The organism is Campylobacter sp. CNRCH_2016_0050h (genome assembly GCF_025772605.1).
Taxonomy (GTDB): Bacteria; Campylobacterota; Campylobacteria; order Campylobacterales; family Campylobacteraceae; genus Campylobacter_D; species Campylobacter_D lari_D.
In genome coordinates this window covers 37,805-57,134 of record NZ_JAKMSK010000005.1, presented here as the reverse complement: position 1 = coordinate 57,134, position 19,330 = coordinate 37,805, and the positions used below count along the sequence as shown (strand labels likewise).

The following is a 19,330-nucleotide window of genomic DNA, read 5'->3' as shown; positions in this document are numbered from 1 at the left end:
ACTATGGATTTAGAACTAATAAGAGAGTTGCAAGCTTATGGCTTTTTTGCCCTTGTAGTATTCTTAGTGGTAGTTTTGTATTCTTATTGGTTTCATTTGTATAGATCTGAAAAAACAGGTAGAAGAAACTATGAAAAATATGCTGATTTAGCATTACATGATGAAATTGGTGATCGTGTTTTAGAGCAAAATAAAAGGAGTGCTTAATGCAATGGTTGAACTTACAAGATAATGTTAATTTATTATCTTTTATTGGGGCAATTCTTATCATATTGATTACGCTTGTTGTGGTAGGAAAATTGTTTAAAAGTATGAAAGAAGAAAAAAGTCAGGGTGAGCTAAGTGAACATAGTTGGGATGGTATAGGTGAATATAAAAATCCTATACCACTTGGCTGGGCTGTGGTATTTTTCTTAGCTATAGTATGGTGTATATGGTATTTTCTTTGGGGGTATCCTTTAAATAGTTATTCTCAAATTGGTCAATATAATAAAGAAGTACAAGTGCATAATGAGAAATTTGCACAAAAATTTGCAAATTTAAGTAATGAAGATAAGCAAGAAATGGGTAAAAATATCTTTTTAGTTCAATGCTCTTCTTGTCATGGTATTACAGGTGATGGTATCAATGGAAAAGCTCAAAATCTTAATGTTTGGGGTTCAGAAGAGGGACTTATAGAAGTAATTACTAAAGGCTCTAAGGGTTTAAATTATCCTATGGGTGAGATGTTAAGTGCAGCAGATAATGGTATAGATGAAGCGGATATTCCTGCAATTGCTGCTTATGTTGCTTCTGAAATTTCAGCAATTAAAAAAACTGAAAATCCTCAACTTGTAGCAAAAGGAAAAGAATTATTTGTCACTTGTACAGTATGCCATGGCGAAGATGGAAAAGGAACTATTGATGGACAATTAGTGGCTCCAGATTTAACAAAATATGGTAGTGCAGAATTTGTAGTAGATGTTTTAAATCGTGGTAAAGCAGGTAGTATAGGTGTAATGCCTCATTTTAACAATGGCTTGTTAAATGAGCTTCAAAAAGAAGCAGTTGGCGAATATGTGATTTCTCTTTCAAGGGGCGAATAATGGAAAATTCAAACAGATGTGTATTTTCACTTTCAGGCGTTAGCGGAATGTTAATAGCAACTATTTTATTATTATCGATTTTAGCAGGATTAACTATTTTGGGTCTAAAAACACAACAAGATGTTATGCAAAAACCTTATAAAATAGAAAATGCAGAACAAATTAAAATGTTTGACTCTAAAAGAGAAGAACATATCATTATAAAGGAATGATTATGGCAAAAGTTCTTGAGTATTTAATCATAGCCGGTTTAGTTGTAGCGGCTGGAATCACTGCTTGGTCGGTTTTAACTGCAAATCATCTTTTTATAGGATGAAAAATATATTTAAAGGCGGTTTTTTAGCCGCCATTTTTATTTGTTTTGCTAATTTTTTACATGCTGAAATATTGTTAAATGATAATATCTTAAACACTGCGATAGAACAAAATATCACTACAAGTTCTAGACAAATTTATGAATTAACTGGAGTAAATATCGCTTTAGCATTAAGTGATAAAAAAGATTTTGAAAGTTTAAAAAATTATGAAGCTAATTTAAGTAAACCATATATTTTACTTGTATTTTCTAAAGCTTCACATAAGGTAGATATACTTGCAAGCGATGATGCTTTGGCTTTTTTTGATAAAGAAGGTGTTTTGAGTCCTTATCCTGAAAAAGGAACAATTTTACCTATACTTGCAAATCCTAAACAAAAAGATATTTATAATGCAGCTATTTTAAATGGTTATGCAGATATAGCCGATCAAGTAGCAAATTATTTTAATATAAAACCTTTTTATGGAAATTCAAATCGTGATACTTTAAATATCATGAGAATTTTAATCTATGGATTTTTATGTGTTGCAATTTTAATGCTAGTTCAAAGAAAAATCAAAAGGAGAAAATAAAAATGGAAAATAAGAAAACATTTTGGCCTTATGGTATTTTGATTTCTTTGGGGCTTATTGTTATAGCTTGTATTGTTACGATTTTTATTGCAAGTAAGGCTCCTGTGTATGAAGATAATTTTTATTTTGATTCTTATCAAAATGTAGAGTTAAATTATAATGAAATTCAAAACAGACAAAAGACTTTTGATGAAAATTTTAAGCTAAGCATTAAAGACAAAGAAAGCTTTATGCATAAGAAAAATCAAGTTTATTATATCAATGAAGGGCAAAATGAGCTTAGGATTGCAATTGAAAATTTAAAAGATTATGATTTAAGTAAGCTTCAAATCCAAACTTTACTTTCGCGTCCACATACAAATGTAAATGATGAGAATTTGCAAGTAAGATTAGAAGGAAGTGATTTGGTGTTTGATTTTAATATCAAAGAAAAAGGTGTTTGGCAAATACTTTTAAAAATCACTCAAGATGAAAATAGTGTAGGATTTTTTAAATTCTTTTTGCAGACTAAATAATGAAACTTTTTGTATTTAGCTCACTAAGAGCTTTAAGAAAGTATTATGAGAAAAAACTACAGGTTGATAGTTTAGTAGAACCGGCTATGAGTATAGCCGAATTTATACAAAAGTTAGTTTTTTCTCCGCATTTTCAAGCAACACACTATGAGTGTTTACTTTTGATGAAAAAGGCTTGTGAGCAAACTAAAAATTTAGAGCAAAGCTTAAAAATACCGAGTAATTTTTTTGCTTTCTTAAAAAATAATGCTTATTTATTTAGTTTCTTTAAAGAGCTTAGTTTAGAAAAAAAAGATATCAACTCATTAAAATTTCATGATGCTTACGCTCAGTATGATGAACATTTGCAAATTTTAGAAGAACTTTTTAAAAATTATCTTACCTTGTTAAAAGAGCAAAATCTATATGATGATATTTCTTTGCCGCTAGATTATGAAATTAATAGTGATTTTTTAAAAAATTATGATGAGATTATTTTTGATTTTCAAGGTTTTTTAAATGCCTTTGAAGTAGAGCTTTTGTTAAAAGTTAAGGAAACAATTCCTCTTAAAGTGCAGTTTAATTGCACTAAATTTAATAAAGATTTTTTAAATACTCTTAGCTTTTTACAAGGACTTTCTCTTAAGGCAAATTATGCTTATTTGTTTGATTTAAATCAAAAAACAATTTTAAAAGAAGAGTGCTTTTTTAAAGAAAGTAAAATTAGTTATAAAAGTTTTCATTTAAGATCTTTGCAAGCTGCTTTTGTTTTTGAAAAAATTAATTCTTTTTTAAAATCCGGTATAAGCGCAAAAGATATTGTAGTGATTACACCTGATGAGAATTTTGTAGATATTTTAAGACTTTATGATAAAAACAATGTTTTAAATTATGCAAGTGGAGAAAGTATTAAAAATACACTTTTTTATCATAGATTAAAGTCTTTGTATGAAAGTGCTAAAGATGATGAGTTCGAGTATGAAGAAAATGAAGAATTTTATGAAAGGTGTAATTTAAACAAACATTTGTGTAATTTACACTTTTTTTCTTCTAGTGTTGATTTTACAGAGTTTAAAAAGTTTTTTGATGAAAATATTTCTTTTGATTTTTTTGAGAATTTTATTTTTAATTTGCTAGAAGATAGTGATGAGGAATTAAAAAATTATATACATCAAGAGCTTATTTTTATCAAAGAGCTTGTAAAAACACACGAGTTAAGCTTTGTGCAAATTTTAGAATTATTTTTCATGCAAATTGATGGTATAAAATTAAGCAGTGTTGGTGGTGGTGAAGTTACTGTAATGGGGCTTTTAGAAAGTAGGGGACTTAGATATGACGGGGTAATTATAGTTGATTTTAATGATGAATTTATCCCAAAAAGAGTTTCAAGCGAGTTATTTTTAAACAATGAAATTCGCAAAAAAGCAGGACTTATCACTCATGCTCAAAGAGAAAATTTACAAAGACATTATTATTATACTTTAATAGCCAAGGCAAAATTAGTTGGAATTTCTTATGTGGAAAATGAAGAAAAAATCAAATCAAGATTTTTAAATGAACTTGAATTTCCACTTTATGAAGACAAGACTTATAGTAATAATGCTTATGTGAAATATTTCCAAACTTATCCATGTACTTTTAATCTTGAGCCTATTGTAAGTATTAAAGCAAAGCACGATTATTTTCAAAGTGATCTTTCTTTTTCAAGATTTCATCTTCTTGTGCATTATGGTTTGGATTATTATTATAAATATGTTTTAAGATTAAAAGAGCCAAAGACTTTAGATGATACACTTAGAGCAAATGAGTTGGGGAGTTTTATCCATAAGGCTTTAGAGCTTTATTATACACAAAAATCTAAAAATCATTTTGATTATGAAGTTTTTATGCAAGTGGTAAAAAGCATTAAACAATACCGAGTTGATGCGCTAAATTTAGCTTTAATACAAACTATATTTAAAGAATTCCAAACACTTGAAAATGAGCATTTTAAGCAAGGTTATGTGGTAGAAAAATGCGAATTTAATCCACCAAGAAAAGAATTTATCACAGAAAATGGAGTGAAAATTCACGCCATAGGCTTTTTAGATAGAGTAGATAATAATGGCAATGAAAGATTGATTATAGATTATAAAAGTGGCAAAGCAGATGAAAAGTCTTATCAACTTGCTTTTTATAAGTTTTTATTAGAAAATCAAAATGCCTTATTAAATACAAAAGCTTGTTTTTATGATCTAAAAAATATCAAAATCATACATGAAAATGCTAAAAGTAAGAGCGTACAAGAACTGAAAGATTTACTTAATGAGCTTGCTAAAGAGCCTTTGGAAAAAGAATTTTTTAATCAAAAAAACGACAATACTTATAGCCCTTATACCATGCTTTATAAAAAGGAGTTTAAGCTTTGAGTTATCATTTTGAGCCTTTTTTAGCTTTGGAAGCTAGCGCAGGAAGTGGAAAAACTTTTGCATTAAGTGTGCGTTTTGTAGCTTTGGTTTTAATGGGAGCTAAGATTAATGAAATTTTAGCCCTTACTTTTACTAATAAAGCTACAAGTGAAATGAAAGAAAGAGTTTTTAAAACCTTTTTAGAATTTGATGTGCTTGAAAATGGAGAGAATAAAGCAGAATGTAATGAGCTTATGAAAATGCTAGGCAAAAGCAAAAATGAGCTTATAGCTTTAAGAGAAAAATACAAAGATGAGTTTTTAAGATCTAAGCTTAATATCTACACTTTTGACAGCTTTTTTTCGCAAATCATTCGCTCTTTTGCTTTAAATTTAGGTCTTATGAGTGATTTTGATATTATAGAAAATCAAGATAGTTATAAAAATTTCATTTCTAAATTAGACGAAGAAGAATTAAGAGCTTTAGCTTATTATATTGTCCAAACAAAAAGTAAAAGTGATTTTTTGCAAAATCTTGAAAGCTTGTATGAAAGATCTTGTGAGATAAATTCTATACAAAATGCACATTTTCCAAAAAAAACTTTTTTAGAAAAAAGCTTAAGTGAGTTTATAGCTTATGCAAGAAATTTAAGCACAGATAAAAACTATCAAAAAAATTTTGAATTTGAAAACATAGAAGATTTCTTTACTAAACCTATTATTTGTGATTTAGATAAAAAATATTTTGTAAAAGTCACCGATAGTGAATTTTTACAAAAAAGAGCAGAGTTTTTACAAAGCGCAAAAGAGTATTTTACTCAAATGGAAAATTATCGCATTAGTATGCTTGCAAAGCTTTTGAAGCATTTTAAAGAAGCAAGAAATGAAAATAATGCCAAGCAAAATGCACTGACTTTTTCAGATATAGCTTTAAAAACTCATGAGTTAATTAGTGATGAAACTAATAAAGATTTGATTTATTTTAGACTCGATGGTTATATTTCGCATTTATTAATCGATGAATTTCAAGATACTAATGTTTTGCAGTATCAAATTTTAAAACCCATCATTGCTGAGCTTGTTTCAGGCGAGGGAGTGAAAAAAAATAGAAGCTTTTTTTATGTGGGGGATAAAAAGCAAAGCATATATGGTTTTAGAGGGGGTAAAAAAGAGCTTTTTGATAAGCTTTTAAAAGATTTTCCACAAATTAAATTAGAGCATTTAGATACTAATTATCGTAGTAAAAAGATTATTGTTGATTATGTAAATGAAGTCTTTAAAGATAAATTTTTTGATAGCTTTTTAAATCCTAGCTTTACTTTGCAAAAAAGCATTAAAGAAGGTGGATATGTGGAAGTTTTACAAAATCATATCCCGCCAAAAAGTTCTTTGCATGAAGCAAGTGGTAAAGAAGTTTTAAAGATCATTCAAAAGCTTTTAGAAAAAGGCGTAAAGCTTAGTGAAATTTGCATTTTGGTATGGATTAACAAAGACGCTACTTTAATGAAAGAATTTCTTGAAGAAAATGACATTAAAGCTTATACGCAAAGCAATGTAGCTTTGATGGATTGTATTAGTGTAAGAGTGCTTTTTGAGTATGCAAAGGCTTGTGTGCTTAAAGATGAGTTTAGTTTGTACTTTGCAAGTAGTATTTTAGAAAAAGAGCTTGAGTTTATAACGCTTGATTTAAACCGCAGTGTAGGTGAGATTTTAAAATACTTAGTGTATGTTTTAAAACTTGATTTAAGTGATGTGAATCTCATTGCGTATTTAGAGTATGCAAGTACTTTTGATAATTTCTTTGATTTTTTATTTGCTCCATGTGAGTTAAAGTCTTTACAAGCTCAAGATGATGGAGTAAGCATTATGACCGTGCATAAATCTAAGGGGCTTGAATTTGAAAATTTAATCGTACTTGATAGACTTAGTAAAAAAGCTCCGGATAATGAAACTTTAATGTTTGAGTATGATTTAGAGCAAGGTTGGGAAGTAAAATACAGACATAGCGCTAGAAAATATCTTGAAGATCAAAATTACAATACCTTTTTAGCTAAAAGAGAAAAACTTCAAGCAGAAGATGAGATAAATTGTCTATATGTAGCCCTTACTAGAGCTAAAAACTCTCTTTTTATCATAAAAAATGATGAGAGTTTTAAAACCTTTAAGAGCTATTTTCAAGACTATGAAGAAAAACAAATAGGCATTATAGAAGAACAGCTTGTCAAAACAAATGAACCTTTAGAAAATTTAGAACAAATAGAAAACTTTGAAGAATTTCAAAAGGTAAATTTGCAAGAAGTTAAAGTAAAAAGTCATCTTTCAAGCACGCAAATACATTTTGGTTTGGCTTTGCATGAGTTTTTGCAATATTTTGATTTTAATACTAAAAGTAATTTTGAATTTTGCAAGCAAATGGTGTATAAAAAATATCGTTTTTACTTAGATGATGAAGGTTTTAATGAGCTTTTTAAAAGACTTACTATGCTTTTAAAAGATGAGAGCTTTAACGCGCTTTTAGTGGGTAAAAAGCTACTAAAAGAGCAAATCATCACTTATAAAGGCGAACAAAAACAACTTGATATGCTTGCATTTGATGATAATGAAGCTATCATTATAGACTATAAAACAGGCTTAAATTTAAACGAACATAAAAAGCAAGTTTTACTTTATAAAGAAGCCATAGAAAAAATCTTAGCCAAGACTTCCACTAAGGCTTTTTTGGTATATGTTTTAAAGGATAAAGTGGAGATAGCGGAGGTTTAATAATAATCTATATCATCAAATATAGGTTCTACTATAAAATTTCCATTTTTATCCATAAGTCCCCATTTTTCATTTAACTTGACTTTTGCAATTCCTTGGTTGAAACTATAAACTTTATCAAAAATAGGTTTTATTGCAAATTTCCATTTTTATCTATAAAATCCCATTTTCCGTTTAAATTAACACTTGCTAGATTTTCCTTAAAATTAGAAACATTATCAAATATAGGATTTATTATTATTTCCTCGTTTTTATCTATAAATCCCCATTTTCCATTTAATTTAGCTTGTATGGGCTTTTTATATTTAAGAGGATAGGAATCTAAGCACGCCTTAATATCCCCACTGTTGCACTTTTCTTTTAAAATTTCATATTTGTTATTTTGTTTGTTTGGGTTAGTTGTATGAATTTCACTTTTATTTGTATTATAATAAATATTAAAACCAAAAGCTAAAATAGGTAGTACAAAAGCAATAGCAAATTTTATTTTATGTTTAGCAAATAAATTTAACATTATTTCGCCTTATAAAGTATTTTATATTACAATTGTAATATAAACTATTTAAGAATAAGTTACAATATAAAAAAGATATCATTTAAACTTTAAGTATTCTTAAATTAAGTATTAATTAAGCTAAAATAATTATAATCTCATTTTTAAAAAATTTTTGGCAAAGGTAAGATGATGACAAAGATAACAAAGCCAAACGAAGTAAAACGCGAATGGATCGTTTTAGACGCTGAAGGAAAGCGTTTTGGTCGTCTTTTAACAGAAGTAGCGACTATTTTAAGAGGTAAAAATAAACCTTGCTATACTCCAAATGTTGATTGTGGAGATTATGTAATCATTATCAATGCTTCTAAAGCAGTTTTCACAGGTGCAAATAAAGCAGAAGATAAACTATACCACAGACATTCAGGGTATTTTGGAAGTGTAAAAAGTGAAAAATTTGGTGATTTATTAGAAAAAAATCCAGTTAAATTATATAAATTAGCAGTTCGTGGTATGCTACCTAAAACAAACCTAGGTAGAGCTATGCTTAAAAAATTAAAAATTTATGCAGGTAGCGAACATCCTCATACTGCTCAAATTGCTAATAAAGGAAAATAATCATGGCAACAACATACGCAACAGGTAAAAGAAAAACCGCTGTAGCTAAAGTTTGGGTAAAAGCTGGTAGTGGTAAAATCATCGTTAATGGTATGGATTTAAATACTTGGCTTGGCGGACATGAAGCTATAAAATTAAAAGTAGTTCAGCCTTTATTAGTAACTAAACAAGAAACTTCTATGGACATTAAAGCAACAACTTTAGGTGGTGGTTACAGTGCTCAAGCTGAAGCTTTAAGACATGGTATTTCAAGAGCTTTAGCTGCTATGGATGCAGATTTTAGAGCATTATTAAAACCAAAAGGACTTCTTACTAGAGATAGCAGAACTGTTGAGCGTAAAAAATACGGTCGCAGAAAAGCAAGAAGAAGTCCACAATTCTCTAAACGCTAATATTTTTTGGATCCATTTTGGATCCATTTTCTCTATTTTTTTAAAAAAATCATATTTTTTTCATATATTTTTATTTTATTTAAAATCAAAGGATTTTTTGTTTAGAATAAATATTTATAATTCCAAGGTCCGATCAGGGAAACCTCCTTTTTGTAGTAAATTTAAGCCCCTTACCCAAAGGGGCTTATTTTATTTTAATCTTCTTTTTTATATAATCGCTCAATTTATTTTATAAGGATTGTTATGAAAAAAATTATAAGCTTAGTTAGTTTAGCTAGTGTTTTATTTGCTTTTGATACTAGCAAAATAGAAATAACCCCGACCTTTAACTATACAACACCAGAAGGAAATTTAGATCTTAAAAATTATGGTGGAGTTGGCTTAAGATTTGGCTATCACTATGATGATTTATGGATAGATCAAGCTGAACTTGGTTTAGAGTATTATGATAATGCAAAATATAATAATCCAAATGATAATACACATACAGATACTAGTGTTTCGAGATTTTATGTGAATGCTATTAAAGGAATTGATTTAGCTAATCATGTGTATTTATATGGATTATTAGGAACAGGTTATGAGTATTTAAGTCACGGGGCTTATGAAAATAAAAGTGGTATGTTTGCTCAATATGGTGCGGGTTTTAAATTCGCGCTTGGAGAAGATTTAGCTTTAAGACTTGAAGCAAGAGATCAAATTAAATTCAACAATGGCGAACATAATTTAATTTCTAGTGTTGGCTTAAGTTTTTATTTTGGCAATAAAGCTCCAAAAACCCCTAATGTTGAAACTAAGCAAATTGAAGAAAAGCCACAAGTAAAACAAATCAATAAAACATGTTCAGAGCCAAGAAAAGGTGCTTTGCTTGATCATATAGGTTGTGAAAAAACAATAGCCCTTGAGGGACATTTTGGTTTTGATCAGACTAATATAAATCCAGAATTTGCTCAAAAAATTCAAGAAGTAGGTAAGATCTTAGAAGAAAATCCTCAATACTATACTATTTTAGAAGGCCATACAGATAGTACAGGTCCTAAGGCTTATAATCAAAAATTATCATTAGAGCGTGCTAATGCCGTAGCGAAGGAACTTGAAAAAACAGGTGTTACTAAAGAAAAAATTGTAACTAAAGGCTATGGTTTTGAAAAGCCAAAAGCAAGCAATGATACCAAAGAAGGTCGTGCGCAAAATAGACGCGTTGAAGCAAAATTTTTTATTAAAGAATAAGCTTTGCTAAAAAAGACAATTTTATTTGATTTAGATGGCACTTTGATAGATTCTACAAGTGCCATTTTAGATGGATTTGATGCTGCTTTTAAAGCTTTTAATGAGCCTTTAAGAGATTATGAAGCTATTAAGGCTTTGATAGGTTTTCCTTTGGATGTAGCTTTTGAAAAGCTTGGTGTGGCAAAAGAGAAAACAAGTGAATATATTAATGCTTATAGAAATGTATATCAAAAAATCTATATAGAACAAACTTCTTTACTTCCTTTGGCAAAAGAAAGTGTATATGAGGCTAGTTTATTTGCTGATTTAGCTGTTGTTACGACTAAAAGTTCTAAATTTTCTAAACCTTTACTTGATCATTTAGGTATAGGAGAGCATTTTAAAGTTATTATAGGTAGAGACGATGTAACTTGTCCAAAGCCAGATGCTGAGCCTATTTTATTAGCTTTGAAGAAACTTTCTAAAAACAAAGAAAATGCTTTTATGGTAGGTGATACTCATTTAGATATAAAAGCTGCTCAAAATGCCAATATTATTCCTGTGGCTGTAAGTAGTGGTTATGAAAGTAAAGAAAGTTTAGCTAAATTTGAAATTCCGCTTTTTAAAAATACCTATGAAGCCATAAAATATATAAGAAATATCCGATAATTTCCCATTTAAACTCTATACCTATAAATAATAAAAAATTTTTATTATTGTTTAAGACAATTAAAGATAAAGTAGTTATTGACTTTAAGTAATTATTTAATTATAAGGATAGATTAAATGAGTAAAATAATGAAAACGATGGATGGTAATGAAGCAGCAGCTTACGCTGCTTATGCATTTACAGAGGTTGCTGGAATTTATCCTATCACTCCAAGCTCTCCTATGGCTGATTATACTGATATATGGGCTTCTCAAGGCAAAAAAAATCTTTTTGGAGTACCAGTTAAAGTTGTAGAAATGCAAAGTGAAGCAGGTGCAGCAGGGACAGTTCATGGATCTTTACAAGCGGGTTCTTTAACCACGACTTATACCGCTTCTCAAGGACTTTTGTTAAAAATACCAAATATGTATAAAATTGCAGGTCAACTTTTACCTGGAGTAATTCATGTGGCAGCTAGAGCTTTAGCATCTCAAGCGCTATCTATTTTTGGAGATCATCAAGATATTTATGCTGCAAGACAAACAGGTTTTGCTATGCTTTGTTCGCATTCTGTGCAAGAAAGTATGGATTTAGCAGGTGTTGCACACCTAGCAGCTATTAAAGGTAGAGTGCCTTTTATGCATTTTTTTGATGGTTTTAGAACCTCTCATGAAATCCAAAAAATTGAAGTAATGGATTATGCACATTTTGATCGCTTATTGGATCGTAAGGCTTTATTGGAATTTAGAAATTCCTGTCTAAATCCAGAAAATCCAAAAACAAGAGGTACGGCTCAAAATGATGATATTTATTTTCAAACAAGAGAGTTGGCAAATAAATATTATGAAGCTGTTCCTGATATTGTTAATGAATATATGCAAGAAATTTCAAAAATTACAGGAAGAGAATATAGACCTTTTGTGTATTATGGGGATAAAAATGCAACGCGTGTTGTTGTAGCAATGGGTTCAGTGACTGAAGCTTTAAAAGAAGTTGTAGATTATTTGAGTAGCAAAGGTGAAAAAGTAGGGGTTTTAAAAGTTCATTTATATAGACCATTTAGTTTAAAATATTTATTTGATGTAATGCCTCAAAGTGTTGAAAAAATTGCTGTTTTAGATAGAACTAAAGAGCCAGGAAGTTTAGGCGAGCCACTTTATTTGGATTTAAAAAGTGCATATTATGGAAAAGAAAAAGCACCTTTAATCGTTGGTGGTAGATATGGACTTTCTTCAAAAGATGTGGATCCTGCTCAGTTAATAGCAGTTTTTGAAAATCTAAATCAAGCAAATCCAAAAGATGGTTTTACCATAGGAATTAATGATGATGTAACCTTTACTTCATTGCCTGTGGGAGAGAAAATTTCTTTGGGTGATGAAAGTACTATAGAGTGTTTATTTTATGGACTTGGTGCCGATGGCACTGTAGGTGCAAATAAAAACTCTATTAAAATTATAGGAGATAAAACAGATTTTTACGCGCAAGCTTATTTTGCTTATGATTCTAAAAAATCAGGTGGTTATACAAGAAGCCATTTAAGATTTTCTAAAAAACCTATTACTTCAACTTATTTAGTTTCTACGCCACATTTCGTAGCATGCTCAGTGGCTGCGTATTTAGAAATTTATGATGTTTTAGCAGGTATTAGAAAAGGAGGAACTTTCCTTTTAAATAGTATTTGGAGTGCGCAAGAAACTATTGAAAAAATTCCAAATGCAGTAAAAAGAGTTTTAGCGCAAAAGGAAATTAATTTTTATATCATTAATGCTACAAAACTTGCTAGAGAGATAGGACTAGGTAGTAGAACAAACACGATTATGCAATCAGCATTTTTCAAACTTGCTAATATCATTCCTTTTGAAGATGCGCAAAAATATATGAAAGAATTAGCTTATAAATCATATAGTAAAAAAGGTGATGCTATAGTTGAAATGAATTATAAAGCTATTGATGTAGGTGCAGATGGACTTGTAAAAGTTGATATTGATCCTTCTTGGGTAAATTTAGCTAATGAAGCAAAAGAAGAAACTATAGCTTATAAAGGCACTGAATTTGTTGAAAAAATCGCAAAACCTATGAATGCAGCTAAGGGCGATGATTTACCAGTTTCGGCATTTTTGGGCTATGAAGATGGTAGTTTTGAGCATGGTACTACTGAGTATGAAAAAAGAGGCGTTGGTGTTATGGTGCCAAGATGGATAGAAACTAATTGTATTCAGTGTAATCAATGTGCTTCAGTATGCCCTCATGCAGTTATCAGACCTTTCTTGATTGATGAAGAAGAATTAAACAATGCTCCAGCAGGTGTAAAAGAGCACAGCTTAAATGCAAAAGGCGTGAAAGAGCAAAAATTAAATTTCAAAATTCAAGTTTCGCCGCTTGATTGTACAGGTTGTGAGCTTTGTGTGCATGAGTGTCCTACCAAAGAAAAATCTTTAGTGATGGTACCACTAGGTGAAGAGCTTGATCATGGTGAGCAAGAAAATGCAGATTATTTATTCAAAAAAGTAAGTTATAAAGATAATATTTTAAATAGAGAAAATACCAAAGGCATCCAATTTGCTCAACCTTTATTTGAATTTCATGGAGCATGTCCAGGGTGTGGAGAAACTCCTTATATTACTTTAATTACTAGATTATTTGGTGAAAGAATGATTGTTGCTAATGCAACTGGTTGTAGTTCTATTTATGGTGGCTCAGCTCCTTCAACTCCATATAGAAAAAGCAATAAAAATGGTCATGGACCTGCTTGGGGTAATTCTTTATTTGAAGATAATGCTGAATTTGGTCTTGGTATGAAAATAGCAACTGAAACTACAAGACATAAAATAGAACACATAATGAATGAAAGTATGCAAGAAGTACCTAACGCACTTTCTGCATTATATAAAGAGTGGATTGCAAATAAAGAAGATTCTAAAGTTTCTTTGGAATTAAGAGATAAATTAGTTCCATTGTTAGAAGAAAATAAGCAAATCAAAGCAGTTAATGATATTTTAGAACTTAAAAGCTATTTAAGTAAAAAATCACATTGGATTTTTGGTGGTGATGGCTGGGCTTATGATATAGGTTATGGTGGACTTGATCATGTTTTGGCAAGCGGTGAGAATGTAAATATTTTAGTGCTTGATACTGAAGTGTATTCTAACACAGGCGGTCAGAGCTCAAAATCTTCAAGAACAGGTTCAGTAGCACAGTTTGCTGCAGCAGGTAAGCCAGTACAGAAAAAAGATCTTGGTCAAATTGCTATGACTTATGGTTATATTTTTGTGGCTCAAGTAAATTCTAATGCAAATTATGCACAATTGTTAAAAGCTGTAATGGCGGCAGAAGCTTATGATGGACCTTCTTTGATTATTGCTTATTCTCCTTGTATAGCTCATGGTATTAAAGGTGGACTTGGAAATTCAGGAAATCAAGCAGAGTTAGCTACAAAATGTGGATATTGGCCAACTTATATTTATGATCCGCGTTTAGAAGCTGAAGGTAAAAATCCTTTAACAATTTCTTCAAAAGAACCTGATTGGGATTTATATGAAAGCTTTTTAATGAATGAAGTTCGTTATAATTCTTTGAAAAAATCAAATCCTGAGCTAGCAAAAGAATTATTTGAAAAAAATAAAGCAGAGGCACAACGTCGTTACAGACAGCTTAAGCGTTTAGCAAGTGCTGATTTTAGCAATGAAAATTAATTTTGTTTCGAATTTTTATTCTTGTTTTATGGGTAATTAATGCTTTTGGTGTTAATTATCCATTTTTAAATCGAAATTGTTATGTTGATAATTTAATTTCAATTCAAGATCCTTTTTTTAAAAAGACTACAAATATAAAATCTAATTTTTCTTTGCAAGCTATTGTTTCAAATAAGATTAAGATTAATGATAAGTGGTATGCTTTAAACGATTATATTGATGGTTTTAAAATAGTTGAAATTAGAAATTCTCAAGTTGTATTAAAAAAGGAAGAAAAAATAATGGTTTTAAATTTGTATGAAAAAAATAGTATTTTTATGTATTAATTTTTTGTTTTTTACAAATGTATTTGCCATGCAGTGTAATCAGCATTTTTTTAATATAAGAGTAGAAGACAAAACTTCTTTGCTTGAAATTTTAAATGAACTCGGAAGAGAGTGTGATTTTAGTATTATTATCAAAGATATTTTTGCTCAAGAAAAATTAATGCATGTTCAAAATTATTTACATATAAAGAAAATGTCTTTAAGAGAGATTTTTAAGCTTTTATTGGTGGAAAACAATCTTGCTTATGAATACGATAAAAATGCTTTAAAAATTTATGGAAAACAAGTTAAAACTTTTAAAGTGCATTATATAAGTTCTATTAGAGAAGGACAAAGTATTACTAAAGCTTCAGTGGATTCTAGGCCAAAACAAGGAGATTATGATAATTATAAAGAAGTAGATAATTTAGTTATTAGTACTGATAAATTTGATTTTTGGGAGAAAATTTCAGAAGAAATTCAAGCTTTGTTGGATGAAAATACAACTAAACCTATTGTCAATACTAATGCAGGAATTATTACTTTAAATGCAACTCCATATGAACTTGCAAGAGTTGGAAAATATTTAGATGACTTAAATAAAAGACTTAAAAAACAAGTTTTAATTGATGTAAGTATTGTTGCTGTGCATTTAAACAAAAATCATTCAAGTGGAATTAATTGGCAAGAACTTGCTTTTAAACTTAATGGTGATGATAATGATTTTATAATTAATAAAGATGGTGTTAGAAATATTAACTTAAAAGCAAATATTGAAACTAAAGCTATTTTAAATTTATTACAAGAAAATGGTAAAACAACTATACTTTCTAACCCAAAACTTATGGCTTTAAACAATCAGCAAGCTATTATTTCTATAGGCGATACAATAAATTATCAAGTAAAAGAAAGTTCTAAAGGAACAGAAAATGGTACAATAGTTAGTGAAATATATAATAATTATTCTATTTTTGTAGGAATTTTACTTAATATATTGCCTGAGATTTCAGATGATCATAAAATTATGCTTAGGATTAATCCAAGCTTGAGTGATTTTAAATATAGTTTTGATAATCATAGACAAAGCAAACCAAGAAATATAGCGCCAGATACTATACAAAAAAAGCTTTCTACTGTAGTTGAGGTTGATGATGGACAAACTTTAATTTTAGGCGGATTGATGAGCAAAAATACCATTAATAATCATAATGAAATAAGCATTTTATCTAAAATTCCACTTTTTGGAGCTTTATTTCAAGGAAAACAAAATTATGAAGATATTAGTGAAATAGTTTTTATTATCAAACCAAGTTTAGTAAAAACTAATAATAAAATTTTAAGTTTAAAAGACCTAGGTTTTCAGCATGAAGATGATATGTTTTAAAATCTTAATATGTTTTTCTTTTTTAAATGCTATAGAAATTCAAAACAATAGTTTCGATCAAAACATATTTTATGAAAAATTCATTAATCAACCAAACTATGAAAATGCTTTAAATTTAGCAAAATATTTTTATCAAAATAAAGAATACAAACAAGCAGTTTTTTGGGTTATAGAGGCTAATGATTTTGATTTATTGCAAAAAGAAGCTTGGCTTGTTTTTATTAATGCTAAAATAAAACTCGGAAGATATGAAGATGCTTTAATAGCTAAAAAAGAATACGAAAAGCTTTTGGAGATTTATTTTGAGTGATACACATCAAAAATTAAAAAACTTAAGTGAGTATTCTTTAAAAGAAATTGCTTCTCAATACAAAATGGAATTTTTAAATTTAAATCAAACTTTTGATTTTGAAAAATATCTTCACATTTTGCCTTTTTCTTTAATAGAACAACATGATATTTTTTGTTTTTATGAAGATGATGAAAATATCCATATAGCTTCCTTTAAACCATTGGAAGAGAATGTTTTGGAAAAAATACAAAATTTATATCGTTTTAAAACTATCAAGATTTTTCTTTGTGTTTTTACGCAATTTGAATTTTTGCTAGAAAGGGTTAAATTTTTAATTAAATTTCAAAATCATCTTAATAGATTAGAGCTTAGTTTGAAAAGTGATGAAAATAAAGATGAATTTTTATTAGAGCAGTTTTTGAATTTAATTTTAACTTATGCTTGTTTTTTAAGAGCAAGTGATATCCATTTAGAGCCTTTAGAAAATGAAGTATATGTAAGATTTAGAATAGATGGAGAGTTAAAATATATACATAGTTTTGATGCAAAATCATACCAAGCCTTATTGATGCATGTAAAAATTATTGCTTTGCTTAATGTAGCTGAACAAAGACAAGCTCAAGATGGGAGTTTTTCTAAAATCATTTTAGAGCAAAAATATGATTTTAGAGTTTCAATTATGCCTTTATTATTTGGACAAAGCATAGTGTTTAGAATTTTAAAACAAGATGGATATGTTTTAAAACTTGATAAACTTTTTATCAAAGAAGAAAATTTAATTCAGCTGAAAATATACACGAATGCACCTTATGGTCTGATTTTGTTTTGTGGGCCAACAGGGAGTGGTAAAAGTACTTTTATGCATGCTATTTTAAATGAAATTGAACAAAGTAAAAAAATCATCACTCTAGAAGATCCTATAGAATATAAACTTAAATATGCTCAACAAATTCTTTTAAATTCTAAAGCCGGATTTGATTTTCACAAAGCTTTAAGAGCAGTTTTAAGACACGATCCTGATGTGATTATGATAGGTGAAATTAGAGATGAGGATAGTTTGGATATAGTTTTAAAAGCTTCTTTAAGCGGACATTTAGTTTTAAGTACCCTACACACTAATGGCGCTATAGAAGCTATTTTTAGAATGAAGCATATGGGTGCAAGAGAATACTTAATAGCTCATTCTCTTAATTTAATTATAGCTCAACGATTAGTAAGAAAACTATGTGAATGTAAAGAACCTAACAAGGAAAAATTTTACTTTCAAAATCAAGTTTTTGAAGGAAAATTTTACAAAGCAAAAGGTTGTGTTGAGTGTATGTATAGTGGATATAAAGGGCGTTTGATGGTAGCTGAATTTTTATTTTTAGATCATAATTTAAAAAATATGATAGAAAATAATGAAAATTATGAAAATATTTCAGCATACGCTTTAAAAAAAGGTTTTTTGACTTTAGGTATGGATGCTTTAGAAAAGGCAAAACTTGGCTTAACAAGTATAGATGAGTTAAGAAAGATTAGTTTTTGAAAAAATTTGTTATTTTTTATGTATTAAATAAAGAGCAAAAACAATATATAATAAGGGCTAGAAATTTATGTGAAGCTAGAAATTTTGCGTTAAAGTCATTTGTAAATATTATTAGTGTTGAAGAATATTTCAAACCGATAAAACATAAAATCAAAGAAGAAGAGCTTATTCTCATTCTTAAGGATTTAAATATGATCTTAAAGGCAGGATTAAGCTTACAGGAAGCAATTTTAGAATTTTTAAAATCAAGCTATGAAAAACAAAATATTAAAATTTTTAATACAATTTATAATAAACTCAATAATGGAAGTTCTTATAATGAAGCCTTTAAAGATATTTTAAATTCTAGAGAATGTGCTATTTTAAAAATTTGTGATGGCAGAGAAGATTTACATAGGGCTCTTGATATTATTATTAGTTTAAAAGAAAAAAATCTTCATAGTTTTAAGCAGTTAAAAAAGGCTATAGCTTATCCACTTTTCGTTTTTATGTGTATTATTTTTGCTTTTTTTATTCTTATAACTTTAGTTTTGCCTGAATTTAAAACTTTATTTTTACAACTTGAATTGGATTTGCCAAAAATCACTCAAATTCTTTTTATTATAGCTGATTTTTTTAGTCATTTTTATATGATTATTTTATTAAATATAGGATTTTTTATAATACTTACTTATTTTTTTAGGAAGTCTTTGTTTTTTCATAGAATTCTTTTTTATTTTCCCATTTTTGGAAAAATAATATTTTATCAAGATAAATTTTGTTTTTTCTTAATTTTTTCATATTTATTAAAAGCAGGGGTGGATATAAAAAGAGCTTTTAAGCTTGCTTGTGAGGGTATAGAAAATCAATTCTTTAAAAACAAAATGTTTATTATAAAGACTTCATTTGAATCAGGACTTGATTTAGCTCAAGCTTTTTCTAACACAAAGCTTTTTGAGCCTTTTGTGATAAGAATGTTAAATTTAGCTTTAAAAAGTTCTAAATTAGATGAAAGTACTTATGAGCTTGCTTTGTTTTATGAGTATAAAAAAAGAAAATTATACTCAAAAGCTTTTGAGTGTTTTGGAGCCTTTGATGACAATTTTTATGGCGAGTTTGATTTTAGTTTTAGCCTTGGGTGTATTTTTACCTATGTGGCAAATTAGTCAAGAA

At 28.6% G+C, this 19,330-nt stretch carries 19 protein-coding genes; 17 read left to right on the top strand and 2 right to left on the bottom strand.

Translation table 11 applies throughout. The features are described from left to right. Window positions 1-3: 3 nt before the first annotated feature. From L8X28_RS03770 to L8X28_RS03735, 7 genes are all read left to right on the top strand, one after another. Complete coding sequence (locus tag L8X28_RS03770) at window positions 4-207, top strand: cytochrome c oxidase, cbb3-type, CcoQ subunit (RefSeq protein ID WP_133319395.1); 204 nt, start codon at window positions 4-6, stop codon at window positions 205-207. Further along, window positions 207-1,085, top strand: coding sequence for a cytochrome-c oxidase, cbb3-type subunit III (gene ccoP, locus L8X28_RS03765; protein ID WP_263665562.1), 879 nt, complete (start codon window positions 207-209; stop codon window positions 1,083-1,085). The genes L8X28_RS03770 and ccoP overlap by 1 nt, the downstream gene beginning before the upstream one ends. Then, entirely contained in the window at window positions 1,085-1,297 is a 213-nt protein-coding gene (locus L8X28_RS03760; RefSeq protein WP_133319393.1) for a DUF4006 family protein, read from the top strand. The genes ccoP and L8X28_RS03760 overlap by 1 nt, the downstream gene beginning before the upstream one ends. 100 nt (window positions 1,298-1,397) lie before the next feature. Next, window positions 1,398-1,973: a hypothetical protein gene (locus tag L8X28_RS03750; RefSeq protein WP_261529512.1), complete on the top strand. Its 576-nt coding sequence runs from the start codon at window positions 1,398-1,400 to the stop codon at window positions 1,971-1,973. Between the two features lie 2 nt (window positions 1,974-1,975). Next, on the top strand, window positions 1,976-2,488 hold the full coding sequence (locus L8X28_RS03745) for a FixH family protein (protein ID WP_165955270.1): 513 nt from the start codon (window positions 1,976-1,978) through the stop codon (window positions 2,486-2,488). Beyond that, a complete protein-coding gene (locus L8X28_RS03740) occupies window positions 2,488-4,875 on the top strand; it encodes a PD-(D/E)XK nuclease family protein (RefSeq protein WP_263660524.1) in 2,388 nt (795 codons plus the stop codon). The genes L8X28_RS03745 and L8X28_RS03740 overlap by 1 nt, the downstream gene beginning before the upstream one ends. Then, a complete protein-coding gene (locus L8X28_RS03735; protein ID WP_263665561.1) occupies window positions 4,872-7,616 on the top strand; it encodes a RecB-like helicase in 2,745 nt (914 codons plus the stop codon). The genes L8X28_RS03740 and L8X28_RS03735 overlap by 4 nt, the downstream gene beginning before the upstream one ends. Here L8X28_RS03735 and L8X28_RS03730 read toward each other — a convergent pair. Both L8X28_RS03730 and L8X28_RS03725 read right to left on the bottom strand, forming a co-directional pair. Further along, entirely contained in the window at window positions 7,613-7,741 is a 129-nt protein-coding gene (locus tag L8X28_RS03730; RefSeq protein WP_263665607.1) for a WG repeat-containing protein, read from the bottom strand. The two genes, L8X28_RS03735 and L8X28_RS03730, sit on opposite strands and share 4 nt — an antisense overlap. 5 nt (window positions 7,742-7,746) lie before the next feature. Continuing rightward, window positions 7,747-8,130, bottom strand: a complete 384-nt coding sequence (locus L8X28_RS03725) for a WG repeat-containing protein (protein WP_263665560.1) — start codon at window positions 8,128-8,130, stop codon at window positions 7,747-7,749. A gap of 171 nt (window positions 8,131-8,301) precedes the next feature. Between L8X28_RS03725 and rplM the strand changes: the two genes are divergently transcribed. The 10 genes from rplM (at window position 8,302) to L8X28_RS03675 (ending at window position 19,323) form a co-directional block, all read left to right on the top strand. Further along, window positions 8,302-8,727 (top strand): 50S ribosomal protein L13, encoded by a 426-nt coding sequence (rplM, locus tag L8X28_RS03720; protein WP_039617653.1) that lies wholly within the window; start codon window positions 8,302-8,304, stop codon window positions 8,725-8,727. 2 nt (window positions 8,728-8,729) lie between these two features. Next, a complete protein-coding gene (gene rpsI / locus L8X28_RS03715; RefSeq protein WP_039617655.1) occupies window positions 8,730-9,119 on the top strand; it encodes a 30S ribosomal protein S9 in 390 nt (129 codons plus the stop codon). A 243-nt stretch (window positions 9,120-9,362) separates the two neighbouring features. Next, window positions 9,363-10,349: an OmpA family protein gene (locus L8X28_RS03710; RefSeq protein ID WP_263665559.1), complete on the top strand. Its 987-nt coding sequence runs from the start codon at window positions 9,363-9,365 to the stop codon at window positions 10,347-10,349. Between the two features lie 3 nt (window positions 10,350-10,352). Then, complete coding sequence (locus L8X28_RS03705) at window positions 10,353-10,997, top strand: HAD family hydrolase (RefSeq protein WP_263665558.1); 645 nt, start codon at window positions 10,353-10,355, stop codon at window positions 10,995-10,997. 117 nt (window positions 10,998-11,114) lie between these two features. Next, a complete protein-coding gene (nifJ, locus tag L8X28_RS03700) occupies window positions 11,115-14,669 on the top strand; it encodes a pyruvate:ferredoxin (flavodoxin) oxidoreductase (protein ID WP_263665557.1) in 3,555 nt (1,184 codons plus the stop codon). 2 nt (window positions 14,670-14,671) lie between these two features. Next, window positions 14,672-14,995, top strand: a complete 324-nt coding sequence (locus tag L8X28_RS03695; protein WP_263661061.1) for a hypothetical protein — start codon at window positions 14,672-14,674, stop codon at window positions 14,993-14,995. Continuing rightward, window positions 14,967-16,358 carry a pilus (MSHA type) biogenesis protein MshL gene (gene mshL / locus L8X28_RS03690; RefSeq protein WP_263665556.1) on the top strand — a complete coding sequence of 464 codons (1,392 nt, stop codon included), beginning with the start codon at window positions 14,967-14,969 and terminating at the stop codon, window positions 16,356-16,358. Before L8X28_RS03695 ends, mshL begins: the two co-directional genes overlap by 29 nt. After that, complete coding sequence (locus L8X28_RS03685) at window positions 16,339-16,668, top strand: CDC27 family protein (protein WP_263665555.1); 330 nt, start codon at window positions 16,339-16,341, stop codon at window positions 16,666-16,668. The genes mshL and L8X28_RS03685 overlap by 20 nt, the downstream gene beginning before the upstream one ends. After that, the gene (locus L8X28_RS03680; protein WP_263665554.1) at window positions 16,661-18,178 is read left to right on the top strand and encodes a GspE/PulE family protein; all 1,518 of its coding nucleotides are present in this window, start codon (window positions 16,661-16,663) and stop codon (window positions 18,176-18,178) included. Before L8X28_RS03685 ends, L8X28_RS03680 begins: the two co-directional genes overlap by 8 nt. Further along, window positions 18,175-19,323, top strand: coding sequence for a type II secretion system F family protein (locus L8X28_RS03675; RefSeq protein ID WP_263665553.1), 1,149 nt, complete (start codon window positions 18,175-18,177; stop codon window positions 19,321-19,323). Before L8X28_RS03680 ends, L8X28_RS03675 begins: the two co-directional genes overlap by 4 nt. Window positions 19,324-19,330 lie beyond the last annotated feature (7 nt).

What these genes read in the sequence shown, in the direction of transcription:
- L8X28_RS03770 (WP_133319395.1), top strand. Translation starts at nt 4, where the DNA reads ATGGATTTAGAACTAATAAGAGAGTTGCAAGCTTATGGCTTTTTTGCC.
- ccoP (WP_263665562.1), top strand. Translation starts at nt 207, where the DNA reads ATGCAATGGTTGAACTTACAAGATAATGTTAATTTATTATCTTTTATT.
- L8X28_RS03760 (WP_133319393.1), top strand. Translation starts at nt 1,085, where the DNA reads ATGGAAAATTCAAACAGATGTGTATTTTCACTTTCAGGCGTTAGCGGA.
- L8X28_RS03750 (WP_261529512.1), top strand. Translation starts at nt 1,398, where the DNA reads ATGAAAAATATATTTAAAGGCGGTTTTTTAGCCGCCATTTTTATTTGT.
- L8X28_RS03745 (WP_165955270.1), top strand. Translation starts at nt 1,976, where the DNA reads ATGGAAAATAAGAAAACATTTTGGCCTTATGGTATTTTGATTTCTTTG.
- L8X28_RS03740 (WP_263660524.1), top strand. Translation starts at nt 2,488, where the DNA reads ATGAAACTTTTTGTATTTAGCTCACTAAGAGCTTTAAGAAAGTATTAT.
- L8X28_RS03725 (WP_263665560.1), bottom strand. Translation starts at nt 8,130, where the DNA reads ATGTTAAATTTATTTGCTAAACATAAAATAAAATTTGCTATTGCTTTT.
- rplM (WP_039617653.1), top strand. Translation starts at nt 8,302, where the DNA reads ATGACAAAGATAACAAAGCCAAACGAAGTAAAACGCGAATGGATCGTT.
- rpsI (WP_039617655.1), top strand. Translation starts at nt 8,730, where the DNA reads ATGGCAACAACATACGCAACAGGTAAAAGAAAAACCGCTGTAGCTAAA.
- L8X28_RS03710 (WP_263665559.1), top strand. Translation starts at nt 9,363, where the DNA reads ATGAAAAAAATTATAAGCTTAGTTAGTTTAGCTAGTGTTTTATTTGCT.
- nifJ (WP_263665557.1), top strand. Translation starts at nt 11,115, where the DNA reads ATGAGTAAAATAATGAAAACGATGGATGGTAATGAAGCAGCAGCTTAC.
- mshL (WP_263665556.1), top strand. Translation starts at nt 14,967, where the DNA reads ATGAAAAAAATAGTATTTTTATGTATTAATTTTTTGTTTTTTACAAAT.
- L8X28_RS03685 (WP_263665555.1), top strand. Translation starts at nt 16,339, where the DNA reads ATGAAGATGATATGTTTTAAAATCTTAATATGTTTTTCTTTTTTAAAT.